Annotated in this window: 16 protein-coding genes; 14 read left to right on the top strand and 2 right to left on the bottom strand. The window is 60.9% G+C overall.

Translation table 11 applies throughout. The features are described 5' to 3' along the window. Positions 1-16: 16 nt before the first annotated feature. Positions 17-739, bottom strand: a complete 723-nt coding sequence (gene rph / locus SNL23_RS05605; protein WP_318301813.1) for a ribonuclease PH — start codon at positions 737-739, stop codon at positions 17-19. A 217-nt stretch (positions 740-956) separates the two neighbouring features. On the opposite strand from rph, the gene SNL23_RS05600 reads away from it, so the two are divergent. The 7 genes from SNL23_RS05600 (at position 957) to SNL23_RS05570 (ending at position 7156) form a co-directional block, all read left to right on the top strand. After that, on the top strand, positions 957-1820 hold the full coding sequence (locus tag SNL23_RS05600) for a YicC/YloC family endoribonuclease (RefSeq protein WP_318301812.1): 864 nt from the start codon (positions 957-959) through the stop codon (positions 1818-1820). An 11-nt stretch (positions 1821-1831) separates the two neighbouring features. Continuing rightward, complete coding sequence (gmk, locus tag SNL23_RS05595; protein ID WP_003213284.1) at positions 1832-2452, top strand: guanylate kinase; 621 nt, start codon at positions 1832-1834, stop codon at positions 2450-2452. A gap of 167 nt (positions 2453-2619) precedes the next feature. After that, positions 2620-2883, top strand: a complete 264-nt coding sequence (gene rpoZ, locus SNL23_RS05590; protein ID WP_003176920.1) for a DNA-directed RNA polymerase subunit omega — start codon at positions 2620-2622, stop codon at positions 2881-2883. Positions 2884-2943: 60 nt separating this feature from the next. Beyond that, positions 2944-5049: a bifunctional GTP diphosphokinase/guanosine-3',5'-bis pyrophosphate 3'-pyrophosphohydrolase gene (spoT, locus tag SNL23_RS05585; RefSeq protein WP_076013153.1), complete on the top strand. Its 2106-nt coding sequence runs from the start codon at positions 2944-2946 to the stop codon at positions 5047-5049. A gap of 24 nt (positions 5050-5073) precedes the next feature. Then, complete coding sequence (locus tag SNL23_RS05580) at positions 5074-5454, top strand: RidA family protein (RefSeq protein WP_003213288.1); 381 nt, start codon at positions 5074-5076, stop codon at positions 5452-5454. 63 nt (positions 5455-5517) lie between these two features. After that, complete coding sequence (locus SNL23_RS05575) at positions 5518-6261, top strand: hypothetical protein (RefSeq protein WP_076013154.1); 744 nt, start codon at positions 5518-5520, stop codon at positions 6259-6261. A 160-nt stretch (positions 6262-6421) separates the two neighbouring features. Continuing rightward, positions 6422-7156, top strand: coding sequence for a hypothetical protein (locus SNL23_RS05570; protein WP_076013155.1), 735 nt, complete (start codon positions 6422-6424; stop codon positions 7154-7156). Between the two features lie 44 nt (positions 7157-7200). On the opposite strand, the gene SNL23_RS05565 is transcribed toward SNL23_RS05570, so the two are convergent. Next, a complete protein-coding gene (locus SNL23_RS05565; protein WP_318301811.1) occupies positions 7201-8052 on the bottom strand; it encodes an NAD-dependent epimerase/dehydratase family protein in 852 nt (283 codons plus the stop codon). A 188-nt stretch (positions 8053-8240) separates the two neighbouring features. On the opposite strand from SNL23_RS05565, the gene exbB reads away from it, so the two are divergent. From exbB to SNL23_RS05530, 7 genes are all read left to right on the top strand, one after another. Then, positions 8241-9227 carry a tonB-system energizer ExbB gene (gene exbB, locus SNL23_RS05560; protein WP_076013157.1) on the top strand — a complete coding sequence of 329 codons (987 nt, stop codon included), beginning with the start codon at positions 8241-8243 and terminating at the stop codon, positions 9225-9227. 6 nt (positions 9228-9233) lie between these two features. Next, positions 9234-9659 carry a TonB system transport protein ExbD gene (gene exbD / locus SNL23_RS05555; protein ID WP_017476711.1) on the top strand — a complete coding sequence of 142 codons (426 nt, stop codon included), beginning with the start codon at positions 9234-9236 and terminating at the stop codon, positions 9657-9659. Continuing rightward, positions 9656-10405: an energy transducer TonB family protein gene (locus tag SNL23_RS05550; RefSeq protein WP_076013158.1), complete on the top strand. Its 750-nt coding sequence runs from the start codon at positions 9656-9658 to the stop codon at positions 10403-10405. The genes exbD and SNL23_RS05550 overlap by 4 nt, the downstream gene beginning before the upstream one ends. A gap of 166 nt (positions 10406-10571) precedes the next feature. Then, a complete protein-coding gene (locus SNL23_RS05545) occupies positions 10572-10907 on the top strand; it encodes a cupredoxin domain-containing protein (RefSeq protein ID WP_076013159.1) in 336 nt (111 codons plus the stop codon). A gap of 3 nt (positions 10908-10910) precedes the next feature. Then, on the top strand, positions 10911-11729 hold the full coding sequence (locus SNL23_RS05540) for an FTR1 family iron permease (protein WP_076013160.1): 819 nt from the start codon (positions 10911-10913) through the stop codon (positions 11727-11729). A 19-nt stretch (positions 11730-11748) separates the two neighbouring features. Beyond that, positions 11749-12279, top strand: a complete 531-nt coding sequence (locus tag SNL23_RS05535; protein WP_076013161.1) for an iron transporter — start codon at positions 11749-11751, stop codon at positions 12277-12279. A 114-nt stretch (positions 12280-12393) separates the two neighbouring features. Further along, positions 12394-13314: a hydrogen peroxide-inducible genes activator gene (locus SNL23_RS05530; protein ID WP_017476716.1), complete on the top strand. Its 921-nt coding sequence runs from the start codon at positions 12394-12396 to the stop codon at positions 13312-13314. The last annotated feature ends 5 nt before the right edge of the window (positions 13315-13319 follow it).

The following is a 13319-nucleotide window of genomic DNA, read 5'->3' as shown; positions in this document are numbered from 1 at the left end:
GCTCCTTGGGGATGAATCAGTCGGCCAATGCGGAGTTCTGCAGTTCGAAGATCTCGGTCATGCCTTTCTGGGCCAATGCCAGCATGGCATTCAGGTCCGCCGGCTGGAATGGCGCGCCTTCGGCGGTACCCTGCACTTCGATGAAACCACCAGTGCTGGTCATCACCACGTTCAGGTCGGTCTCGGCAGCCGAATCTTCAAGATAGTCCAGATCCAGCACGGGCTCACCTTGATACATGCCTACCGATACAGCCGCGATCATCTGCTTGAGCGGATCGCCGCCTTTCAGGCCGCCACGCTTCTTGATGACTTTGAGCGCATCGACCAGGGCAACCATGGCGCCGGTGATGGATGCAGTGCGGGTGCCGCCGTCGGCCTGGATCACGTCGCAGTCGACGTACAGGGTCACGTCGCCCAGCTTGGACATGTCCAGCGCGGCGCGCAGGGAACGACCGATCAGGCGCTGGATTTCCAGGGTGCGGCCGCCTTGCTTGCCACGGCTGGCTTCACGCTGGTTACGCTCGCCGGTGGCGCGCGGCAGCATGCCGTATTCGGCGGTCAACCAACCCTGGCCCTGGCCCTTGAGGAAACGCGGCACGCCGTTTTCGACGCTGACGGTGCAGATAACCTTGGTATCGCCAAACTCGACCAGTACAGATCCCTCGGCGTGTTTGGTGTAGTTGCGGGTGATGCGGATCGAGCGGAGCTGATCGGCAGCGCGACCACTTGGACGTTTCATAGGGGATACCTGTACGGAGGACGAAAAACTGCCGAGCATTATAGAGCCGCCAGCCCTGATCGGCACTTCTAAAAAATCCTGTTACAAACCCGGGGCCCGAAGCCACTGTTTGGGGCCACCCGTCCCGTTGAGCTACAATCCTGCGCCTTCGCAGCCTGTCGGCTCCAATCTACCCATCAGCCCGCCTGTTTGCGGGACTGCATCGCGAGGTACCTCCATGGTGCACAGCATGACCGCCTTCGCCCGCGTCGAAAAAGCCGGCGTCCAAGGCACCCTGAGCTGGGAATTGCGCTCGGTCAACAGCCGCTACCTGGAGCCGCACCTGCGCCTGCCGGAATCGTTTCGCGACCTCGAAGGCGCGGTCCGTGAAGCACTGCGCCAGGGCATTTCCCGCGGCAAGCTGGAATGCACCCTGCGCTTCACCGAGGAAACCACCGGCAAGCCATTGCAGGTGGATCGCGAGCGCGCCGCCCAATTGGTCGCCGCCGCCGAAACCATCGCCAGCCTTATCAAACAGCCTGCCGCCATCAATCCGCTGGAAGTCCTGGCCTGGCCCGGCGTGCTGGTGGCCGACGCCACTGACCCACAGGCGCTGAACGCCGAGGCCCTGGCCCTGTTCAATCAAGGCTTGAAAGAACTCAAGGCCGGCCGCGGGCGCGAAGGTGCCGAACTGGCCCGCCTGATCAGCGACCGCCTGACCTCCATCGAAGAGGACGTGGTCACCCTGCGCGAACTGGTGCCGCAGATGCTTGCCACCCAGCGCCAGAAGGTCCTCGACCGCTTCGCCGACATGCAGGCCGAACTGGACCCGGTGCGCCTGGAGCAGGAAATGGTCCTGCTGGCACAAAAGAGCGACGTCGCCGAAGAGCTCGACCGCCTGAGCACCCACATCCTGGAAGTGCGCCGCGTGCTCAAGTCTGCCGGTGCCGCCGGTCGGCGCCTGGACTTCCTGATGCAGGAACTCAACCGCGAAGCCAATACACTGGGCTCCAAAGCCTTTGATCCGCGCAGCACCCAGGCTGCGGTCAACCTCAAAGTGTTGATCGAGCAAATGCGCGAACAAGTACAGAATATCGAGTAAGGCACCCTGACATGACCCACAGCACCGGCACCCTTTACATCATTTCTGCCCCATCGGGCGCGGGCAAAAGCAGCCTGGTCAAAGCCCTGACCGACGCTGACGAGCAGATCCGCATCTCGGTGTCCCACACCACCCGCGCCATGCGCCCGGGTGAAGTGAACGGCGTGCACTACCACTTCGTCGAGCGCACCGAGTTCGTCAAGATGATCGAGCACGGTGATTTCCTCGAGCGCGCCGAAGTCTTCGGCAACCTCTACGGCACCTCCCAAAGCCACCTGCAGCAGACCCTGGACGAAGGCCACGACCTGATCCTGGAAATCGACTGGCAGGGCGCCGAGCAAGTGCGCCAACTGATGCCCAAAGCCCGCTCGATCTTCATCCTGCCGCCGTCTTTGGAAGCGTTGCACCAGCGCCTGACCAATCGCGGCCAGGACAGCGACGAGATCATCGAAGGCCGCATGCGCGAAGCCGTCAGTGAAATGAGCCACTACGTCGACTACGACTACCTGATCATCAACGACGATTTCGCTCACGCACTGGACGATCTGAAGGCGATTTTCCGCGCCAATCAGCTCCAGCAAAAGCGTCAGCAGCAGCGTTTCGGCAAATTGTTGGCCGAACTGCTCGGCTGATTGGCTCTTCCCAAAACCGCTGCAAGGGCTTTACATTGGCACTTGTAGCGCGTTTGCGATGGCCTGCGAAAAATCAGCGCTTCCCTAAACGCTGGTGATTTTTTAAACTGTTCAGTCCGCTCGCCCAACCGGGCAGCGCGCATATTGCATTCGCTCCGAGGAATACCATGGCCCGCGTAACCGTTGAAGACTGCCTAGAACACGTGGATAACCGCTTTGAGCTGGTCATGCTCTCTACCAAGCGTGCCCGTCAACTGGCTACTGGCGGCAAAGAGCCTCTGGTCCAGTGGGAAAACGACAAGCCTACCGTTGTAGCCCTGCGTGAAATCGCTGAAGGCCTGATGAGCTACGAGTTTATCGCCAACGCCGAAATCGTTGAAGACGAACCGCTGTTTGCAGCGTTCGAGGACGAGTCCAACGAGGCCGTCTAAGCCTATGCCTGGTCGACGTAGCACGGCGCGGGGTCACAGCCAACGGCAGGAGTTAATACTTTGCCGAGCATAGACGCCCTCGCCGATCGCTTATCGACCTACCTCGGCCCAGACCAGGTCAACCTGGTCCGCCGAGCGTATTTCTACGCCGAACAAGCCCACGACGGCCAACGCCGCCGCAGTGGCGAGGCGTATGTCACGCATCCTCTTGCCGTGGCAAACATTCTTGCCGACATGCACATGGACCATCAGAGTTTGATGGCCGCGATGCTGCATGACGTGATCGAAGACACCGGCATTGCCAAGGAAGCGCTCAGCGCGCAATTTGGCGAAACCGTGGCCGAACTGGTCGACGGGGTCAGCAAACTGACCCAGATGAACTTCGAAACCAAGGCTGAAGCCCAGGCGGAAAACTTCCAGAAGATGGCCATGGCCATGGCCCGGGACATCCGCGTGATCCTGGTAAAGCTGGCCGACCGGCTGCACAACATGCGCACGCTGGAAGTGCTCTCCGGCGAAAAACGCCGGCGCATCGCCAAGGAAACCCTGGAAATCTACGCGCCCATCGCCAACCGGCTGGGCATGCACGCCATTCGTATCGAATTCGAAGACCTCGGCTTCAAAGCCATGCACCCGATGCGTTCCGCGCGCATTTATCAGGCGGTGAAACGCGCCCGGGGCAATCGCAAGGAAATCGTCAACAAGATCGAAGAATCCCTGAGCCATTGCCTGGCGATCGATGAGATCGAGGGCGAAGTCAGCGGCCGGCAGAAACACATCTACGGCATCTACAAGAAGATGCGCGGCAAGCGTCGGGCCTTCAACGAGATCATGGACGTGTACGCGTTCCGGATCATCGTCGACAAGGTCGATACCTGCTACCGCGTGCTGGGCGCTGTGCATAATTTGTACAAACCCCTGCCGGGGCGCTTCAAGGACTACATCGCAATTCCCAAGGCCAACGGCTATCAGTCGCTGCATACCACGCTGTTCGGTATGCACGGGGTGCCAATCGAGATCCAGATTCGCACCCGCGAAATGGAAGAGATGGCCAACAACGGCATCGCCGCCCATTGGCTGTACAAATCCAGCGGCGACGAGCAGCCGAAAGGTACGCATGCCCGCGCCCGCCAGTGGGTCAAGGGCGTGCTGGAAATGCAGCAACGTGCCGGCAACTCCCTGGAATTTATCGAGAGCGTGAAGATCGACCTGTTCCCGGACGAGGTCTACGTGTTCACGCCCAAAGGCCGGATCATGGAGCTGCCCAAAGGCTCCACCGCGGTCGACTTTGCCTACGCGGTGCACACCGACGTGGGTAACAGCTGCATAGCCTGTCGGATCAATCGTCGACTGGCCCCGCTGTCGGAACCGCTGCAAAGCGGCTCCACGGTGGAGATCGTCAGCGCACCGGGCGCACGCCCGAACCCGGCGTGGCTGAACTTTGTGGTCACCGGCAAGGCCCGCACCCATATCCGTCACGCCCTGAAACTGCAGCGCCGCTCCGAGTCCATCAGCCTGGGCGAACGCCTGCTGAACAAGGTGCTCAACGGCTTCGACAGCTCCCTGGACAAGATCCCGACCGAGCGCGTGCAGGCGATGCTCCACGAGTACCGCCAGGAACTGATCGAAGACTTGCTGGAAGACATCGGCTTGGGCAACCGCATGGCCTATGTGGTCGCCCGTCGCCTGCTGGGCGAAGGCGAACAGCTGCCAAGCCCCGAAGGCCCGCTGGCGATTCGCGGCACCGAAGGCCTGGTGCTCAGCTACGCCAAGTGCTGCACGCCGATCCCGGGTGACCCGATTGTCGGCCATTTGTCCGCCGGCAAAGGCATGGTGGTGCACCTGGACAACTGCCGCAATATCAGTGAAATCCGCCATAACCCCGAGAAATGCATCCAGCTTTCGTGGGCCAAGGATGTCACCGGCGAATTCAACGTCGAGCTGCGGGTCGAGCTGGAACACCAGCGCGGCCTGATCGCCCTGCTGGCCAGCAGCGTCAATGCGGCCGACGGCAATATCGAGAAAATCAGCATGGACGAACGCGATGGTCGCATCAGCGTGGTCCAACTGGTGGTCAGCGTGCACGACCGCGTGCACCTGGCCCGCGTGATCAAGAAACTGCGCGCCCTGACCGGGGTCATCCGCATCACCCGCATGCGCGCCTAGCCCATTCATTACAAGGAGTCATTCATGACCAAGACTGTTATCACCAGCGACAAGGCACCAGCAGCAATCGGTACTTACTCCCAGGCGATCAAGGCGGGCAATACCGTCTACATGTCCGGCCAGATTCCACTGGACCCAAAAACCATGGAGCTGGTTGAAGGCTTTGAAGCCCAGACCATCCAGGTCTTCGAAAACCTGAAGTCGGTTGCCGAAGCTGCAGGCGGTTCGTTCAAGGACATCGTCAAACTGAACATCTTCCTCACCGACCTGAGCCACTTCGCCAAGGTCAACGAGATCATGGGCAAGTACTTCGAACAGCCGTACCCAGCACGCGCCGCCATCGGCGTTGCCGCCCTGCCAAAGGGCGCGCAGGTTGAGATGGACGCCATTCTGGTCATCGAATAAAACATCCGGCGCAGCGCTTCCACGGGAAGGCTGCGCCGAATTGGTTTTTGGAAGGATTTCGTAATGCGCAAAGCGCTCGTTGCCTCTTCGTTGCTCGCCCTGTTGCTCGGCGGCTGCGCCAGCAATCCCGCCGACCTGGATGTGAGCGGCACCTGGATCAACCAGGCCGCCATCGACGCAGCAGCCAAGGGCGGCCCTTTGCGTGAAGCCCTGCAGAGCTACGGTCCGAACCTCGAATGGGAGGTGAACACCAAAGCGTCTCAGGCACGCTACTACAACGGTTTTGAAGTAGCTGAAGGCAAGTTGCTGGGTGAAAAATCCGGCGCCTGGAGCGTCGATTTCTACGGCAGCTCCGCCACTGAACTCAAGCGTAAAGGCAAACAACTGCTGCAAGGGGCCAATGACAACGAGCCCGAGCAGCTATTTGCCCGTGCCAAGGACCCAGCTCCCGAAGGCGCGCCGCTCGGTGCTAACTTCGAGCGCACCCTGTACGCAGCCTATATGGGCGGCACCTGGAAAATCAGCAGCGGTAATGGCGAAGGCGCGACCGTGCAGTTCCAGGCCAATGGCCAGGTAACCGGCTTGCCCGGCGCTGATCAGTACTCGCTGTGCCTGGCGGGCGATTGCGCCTCCATGAGTGGCGGCTACGACAGCATCTGGCTGCAACTGAACGGCCAGGGCAACCCGTGGATCTTTGCGCGCAAGGGCAAGCAACTGGAGATCTTCCAGGCGATCAACACCGCCCAGGCCGACGAAGTACCCTCGTTTACCCCCGGGCCGCGACAGTGGTTACTGGAAAAACAGTGATACAGAAACAGGCTCCTGCTTTCTGTAGGAGCTGGCTTGCTCGCGAAGGACGTCCACGGTAACGCTGGCATCCTGAATTAACGCGGGGTCTTTGCGTTTTTCGCGAGCAAGCTCGCTCCTACATCAGGCCCCATGTTTTTTACCGTCCAGGGATTGCCCCATGCGCACATTACTTGTCCTTAGCCTGATTCTGCTGGGCGGCTGCACCCATGCGCCGCAGCCAACCGACATCAGCGGACTATGGATCAACCAGGCAGCCATCGATTCGGCTGCCCAAGGCAGGCCCTTGCTGCGAGCCATTGATGCGCATGGCTTAAATCTGGAATGGAACATCGACACCCGCAGCAACAAGGCGCAAGTCAGCAATGCGTTCGAACTGGGCGAAGGGCAATTGCAGCAAACGGCGCCGGGTGTATGGACCGTCGACTACAACGGTCATGGCACCGATGAACTGCAATTGGATGGCAACCAACTGATTCAGCAGACCACAAAAAATTACGCAGCCCAACGCTTCACCCGCCCCGCCCAACCCGCCGCAGTGGACGCCCAGTGGGGTACGACGTTCAGACGTGCGTTGAACTCGGCCTATGTGGGTGGCCAGTGGAAAATCATTGAAGGCCAGGGCACCGGGAACATCGTAGTGTTCAACGCTGACGGCAGCGTATCCGGCCTGGCGCAAAACAACCGGTACGAGTTATGCCTGGGAGGCGATTGTGCTACTCAAGGGGCTGGCAATGACACCCTCTACCTGGGCAAGGGCGATGTGGGACACAGCTGGATTTTTGTCCGCTACGGCAAACAACTGGAGATTCTCCAGGCGATCAATCAGTCGCAACCGGATGAAATCCCACAGCTCACTCCAGGCCCACGCCAATGGCTGCTGGAAAAACAGTGACGCAAAAAAAGGAGCCCTTGGGCTCCTTTTTCTTTAGGTCGCGATCAACCTTCAAGAATCGCTGCGTACCCTTCGCGATAACTTGGGTATCGCGGCACCCAGCCCAACGCCTTCGCCCGGGCGTTACTGCACCGCTTGCTGCCGGCCCGTCGCACGCTGGCGTCTGCGGCCCATTCGGTTACGCCGAGGTACTCACGCAGCCAGTCCACCACCTCGGCCAATGGTGCGGGAGCATCGTCGACGCCGATGTAGCACTTGTCCAGTGCGCCACTCTGCTCCACATGAAGCAACAAAAACGCCAGCAGGCCTGCTGCATCGTCAACGTGAATCCGGTTGCCATATAAAGGTGGGTCAATCGTCACGCGATAGCCTTCACGCACCTGGGTCGACAACCGTTCACGGCCCGGCCCATAGATACCGGTAAGGCGCACGACACTGGCGGGAATCCCGCTATCCAACGCCACTTGCTCGGCTTCCAGCATCACTTGTCCGGAATAACCGCCCGCCTGGGTCGCGGAGCTTTCGTCGACCCACTCACCGTTCTGCTGCCCATACACACTGCTACTGGACACAAACAGCAAGTGCTTAGGTTCTTGGCCGTAGTCGTTCAACCATTCCAGCACATGCTGCAACCCTTGCACGTACGCGGAGCGATAGCCTGCTTCGTCGTGATCGGTGGCCGCCGCGCAATACACCAGGTAATCCACCCCGCCCACCGGCCAGGTGTCGGGGCAATCTTCTTTGAACAGGTCGCCGGCAATCCCGATCACGCCCTCGGGAAGGCGCGAGACATCCCGCCGCAGGCCATGAACCTCCCAGCCCTTGGCCAGCAATTGGGTGGCCAGACGGCTACCGACATCGCCGCAACCGGCAATCACCACAGAAGGCGCAGACATCACAAAACTCCATTCTTAAAGGTCAAGATTAGCCCCCACAGATGACCAGCGGCCAGCAAAACGACAAATAAAGTATCCGTATTGCTTCTGTTAACAAGAATTACTTGCAATAATAACCGCCCTTTTGTCCTCGACCCGATACGGTCTGGAAGGACACCCACTCATTCTTTCTCTCAGGTCCGGCCAGCATGACACGCAATAAATTCCCCGCTTCGCCAACCAAGCCTCACAGCCCATCCCGCGCCTGGCGTGCGATAGCTGCAGTGCTGTTCAGCGTTCTGCTGGCTCCGACCGCCGCGTTCGCCGATAACACCGCACCAGCCACCCCGCCTGCTGCCACTGCGCCAGCCCCCGAGCAAAATGCTCCTGCGCCAGCCGCCGCACCCGCTGCCACCGACCCGGCCCTGGCCGCCGAAGGCGCACCGGCTGACGATTCCGGCGTCGTGCTGGAAGAAGACAACAGCCTGGGCATGGCCCACGACCTGTCGCCCTGGGGCATGTACCAGAACGCTGACATCATCGTGAAGATCGTGATGATCGGCCTGGCCATCGCCTCGATCATCACCTGGACCATCTGGATCGCCAAGGGCTTCGAGCTGCTGGGCGCCAAGCGTCGCCTGCGCACTGAAATCGTCCACCTGAAAAAAGCCACCACCCTTAAAGAAGCCAGCGAAAGCGCGGCGAAGAAGGGTACCCTGGCACACCTGCTGGTTCACGACGCACTCGAAGAGATGCGCCTGTCCGCCAACACACGTGAAAAAGAAGGCATCAAGGAACGCGTCAGCTTCCGTCTTGAGCGCCTGGTTGCCGCCTGCGGTCGCAACATGAGCAACGGCACCGGCGTGCTGGCCACCATCGGTTCCACCGCGCCCTTCGTCGGCCTGTTCGGTACCGTGTGGGGCATCATGAACAGCTTCATCGGCATCGCCAAAACCCAGACCACCAACCTCGCCGTCGTGGCTCCCGGCATCGCCGAAGCCCTGCTGGCAACGGCACTGGGCCTGGTTGCCGCGATTCCTGCGGTAGTCATCTACAACGTCTTCGCCCGTTCGATCGCCGGCTACAAGGCCCAGGTATCAGACGCTTCGGCAGAAGTCCTGTTGCTGGTCAGCCGTGACCTCGATCACCTGCCTACCGAGCGCAGCTCGCAACCGCATATGGTGAAAGTGGGGTAATCGGCCATGGGCCTGCATTTGAATCAAGGCGACGACGAGCTCGTCGAGAACCACGAAATCAACGTCACGCCGTTTATCGACGTGATGCTGGTGCTGCTGATCATCTTCATGGTGGCCGCACCACTGGCCACTGTGGACATCAAGGTCGACCTGCCCGCCTCCAGCGCGAAACCTGCGCCGCGGCCGGAGAAACCGATATTCCTCAGCGTCAAGGCGGACCAACGTCTGTTCCTGGGCGAAGAAGAAGTCAAATCCGAAACCCTGGGCGCGGTGCTCGACGCCAAGACCCAGGGCAAGAAAGACACGACGATCTTCTTCCAGGCCGACAAGGGCGTGGACTACGGCGACCTGATGAGCGTGATGGATGCCCTGCGGGCAGCCGGCTACCTCAAGGTAGGCCTGGTCGGACTTGAGACGGCAGCCAAGAAATGATCACGACGCGCCACAAACTGACGCGTTATGGCACCAGCCTCGCCGTCGTGCTGGGCGTCCACGCCGTCGCGATCATCATCGCGCTCCAGTGGTCGGCGCCACATATGGTCCAGCTGCCTCCGGCGGCCATGGTCATCGACCTGGCACCGATGCCGGCGCCTCCACCTCCGGCCCCGCCGAAGGTGGTAACGCCGCCGCAACCGCCCGCGCCGGTGGAAGAGCTGCCATTGCCGAAACTGGCCGAGGCACCGAAGCCGACGATCCAGGTGCCGAAGCCGGTCAAGCCCAAGCCAAAACCGCAGCCGCCAAAACCTGTGGAGAAGAAGCCCGATCCGCCCAAGGAGAAACCTTCCGAGGAGCCACCGAGCGAAACTCCGCAGAACAACGCGCCTACGGAGAAGTCCGCTCAGCCACAACCGGGCCCTTCACCGCAGCAGATCGCGGCCAAGGCCACCTGGGAAAGTACCCTGCTGGGCCACCTGCAGAAGTACAAGAAGTACCCGCCGGGCGCCCAGGCGCGTGGCAAAGAAGGTCTGAACCGCCTGCGTTTCGTGGTAGATGCCGATGGCAACGTACTGTCCTATGAACTGGTGGGCCGCTCTGGCAACGCCGATCTGGACCGCGCCACCCTCGACATGATTCGTCGCGCCCAGCCGCTGCCCAAGCCGCCGGCCGACATGTTGAAAGGCGGCAGCATCGAGATCGTTGCGCCGTTCGTTTACAACATCGAAAAACGTCGCCGGTAATCCTCTCCGTGGGCACTCTCGGGTGCCCACGGCTGCTACGTCTCCCTGCCTATCGCCGCAAGCTGAACCCCAGTTGAACAGGCCTCAACCTAACTTTATCTTCACTTGTAACATTTAAAGACAAAGCCAATCATCCGCGAATCGTTCTCATTAGCGGACATTCGGCATGCCCAACCTTGCCCGGCTGGCTCTTCTCCTACTGGCTTTTCCCGTCGCAGCGCAAGCGGATCAGTTGGTCACCCTGGTCATTCAAAACCACACCTTCAGCCCCTCGACGTTCGAGGTGCCGGCCGGGGAACGCTTTCGTATTCAACTCACCAGCCATGACGAAAGCGTCGATGAGTTCGAAAGCTATGACATGAAATTCGAAAAAATCATCGTCCCCGGCAACACCGTTACGGTGTTCGCCGGCCCGCTGCATCCCGGCACCTACACCTTCTTCGATGACTACCACCCGGACCAGGCCAAAGGCACGGTCACTGCGGTCGCGGCCAAGGAGTAAGCCATGCTGGCCTGTCTGTTGATCGTGTTTCGAGAAGTACTGGAAGCCGGGATCGTGGTGGGGATTGTGATGGCCGCCACCCAAGGCCTGGCCAGACGCGGGCTGTTCATTGGTGGTGGAATCGCGGCCGGCGTACTCGGTGCCGGCGTCCTCGCGCTCTTTACCGGCGCAATCACCCAGGCGCTGCAAGGCTTCGGCCAAGAAATTTTCAACGCGGCCATTCTGGTGGTCGCCGTGGTGATGCTGGGCTGGCACAACCTGTGGATGGCCAGCCACGGTCGCGAGCTGGCGACCCAACTACGCAGCGCCGGCAATGCCGTACTCAACGGCGAAAAATCACTCTGGGCCCTGGCCGTAGTGATTACCGTCGCCGTACTGCGCGAAGGCTCGGAAATCGTGCTGTTCCTTTACGGCATCGCCGCGTCGAGCCAGGCAGACCCGCTCTCGATGCTGACCGGCGGCGTGCTCGGCATCGCTGCCGGGGCCGCGTTGTCCTGGCTGATGTACCGCGGCCTGGTCGCCATCAGCCTCAAGCGCCTGTTCTCGATTACCGGCTGGATGATCGCCTTGCTCGCCGCCGGCATGGCCGGCCGGGCCGCCGCGATCCTTGCCGGTATCGACCTGATTCCCGCCTGGGGCTACCAGCTCTGGGACACCTCCTGGCTGGTCTCCGATGGCAGCCTCACAGGCCGGGCACTGACCGCGCTGGTGGGCTACACCGACCGGCCACTGGGCGTCCAGTTGGTTGCCTGGTCCGTCACCCTCGCGCTCCTGGTGCTGGGTAACCGCTTACTGCATTCACGCGCGACACAATCACCTTAACCGCCCCAGGAGCCCCACCATGAAACCTCTGCGCAATCCCTTGGCCGCCGCACTGCTGCTTGTCAGCGCCGTGGCCGCTTCCTCCCTCGCCCAGGCCCGCGAATACCCGATCGGCGGGCCAGTCCAGATCAACGATATGGAGATCGCCTCTTCCTATCTGGTGGGCATCGAAATGGCGCCCATGCCGCCGGGCATGGTGATGAGCAAGGACTCGGTGCACCTTGAAACGGACGTGCACGCCACCGCCGACAACAAGTACGGCCTGTCCAACGGTGAGTGGGTGCCCTACCTGACCATCAGCTACTCGCTGGTCAAGCAAGGTTCGCCCGACTACAAGGAAATCGGTACGTTGCTGCCGATGGTGGCCAAAGACGGCGCTCACTACGCGAACAACGTGAAGATGGACGGCCCCGGCACCTACACCGTGGTATTGCGCTATGAAAGCCCGCAAATCAAAGGTTTCTTCCACCATGTGGACAAGGAAACCGGCGTGCCTGACTGGTGGGCTCCCTTCACCGAAACCTTCACCTTCAAGTACCCGCAGAAGTGAAATACCGGGCCGTGATACTCGATTAACCAGTGTCGTGGCCCCTACGCTGTCTGATAACGTGCGTCTATCGATTGCAGCCGGTATGCTTGGCCCGCAACCTCATGGACGCCCGCTATGACTCTTACAGAATTACGCTACATCGTTACCCTCGCCCAAGAGCAGCACTTCGGCCACGCGGCCGAGCGTTGCCACGTCAGCCAGCCGACGCTGTCGGTGGGTGTGAAGAAGCTTGAAGACGAACTCGGTGTGCTGATTTTCGAGCGCAGCAAAAGCGCCGTGCGCCTCACGCCCGTCGGCGAAGGCATCGTCGCCCAGGCCCAGAAGGTTCTGGAACAGGCCCAAAGCATTCGCGAGTTGGCCCAGGCTGGCAAGAACCAGCTGACCGCCCCGCTGAAAGTCGGCGCCATCTACACCGTCGGCCCGTACCTGTTCCCCCACTTGATTCCGCAACTGCACCGCGTCGCTCCGCAGATGCCGCTGTATATCGAAGAAAACTTCACCCACGTGCTGCGCGACAAACTGCGTAACGGCGAACTGGACGCGATCATCATCGCCCTGCCGTTCAACGAGGCAGACGTGCTGACCCTGCCGCTCTACGATGAGCCGTTCTACGTGCTGATGCCGGCGTCCCACCCGTGGACGCAAAAAGAAACCATCGACGCCGCCCTGCTCAACGACAAGAGCCTGCTGTTGTTGGGCGAAGGCCATTGCTTCCGCGACCAGGTGCTGGAAGCCTGCCCGACCCTGACCAAGGGCAATGACGGCGCCAAGCACACCACCGTGGAATCCAGCTCCCTGGAAACCATTCGCCATATGGTTGCTTCCGGCCTGGGTATTTCGATCCTGCCGCTGTCGGCGGTGGACAGCCATCACTACGCCCCCGGCGTGATCGCGGTGCGCCCACTGACGCCGCCGGTGCCGTTCCGTACCGTGGCGATCGCTTGGCGCGCCAGCTTTCCGCGACCGAAAGCGATTGAAATCCTCGCCGACTCGATCCGCCTGTGTTCGGTGGCCAAGCCGCCTGCTGCGAGCTAAGTAAC

Origin of the sequence: Pseudomonas sp. SED1 (assembly GCF_034044025.1) — a bacterium.
Classification (GTDB): Bacteria; Pseudomonadota; Gammaproteobacteria; order Pseudomonadales; family Pseudomonadaceae; genus Aquipseudomonas.
The sequence above is the reverse complement of the archived record's forward strand: the minus strand, read 5'-3'. Positions and strand labels throughout refer to the sequence as shown.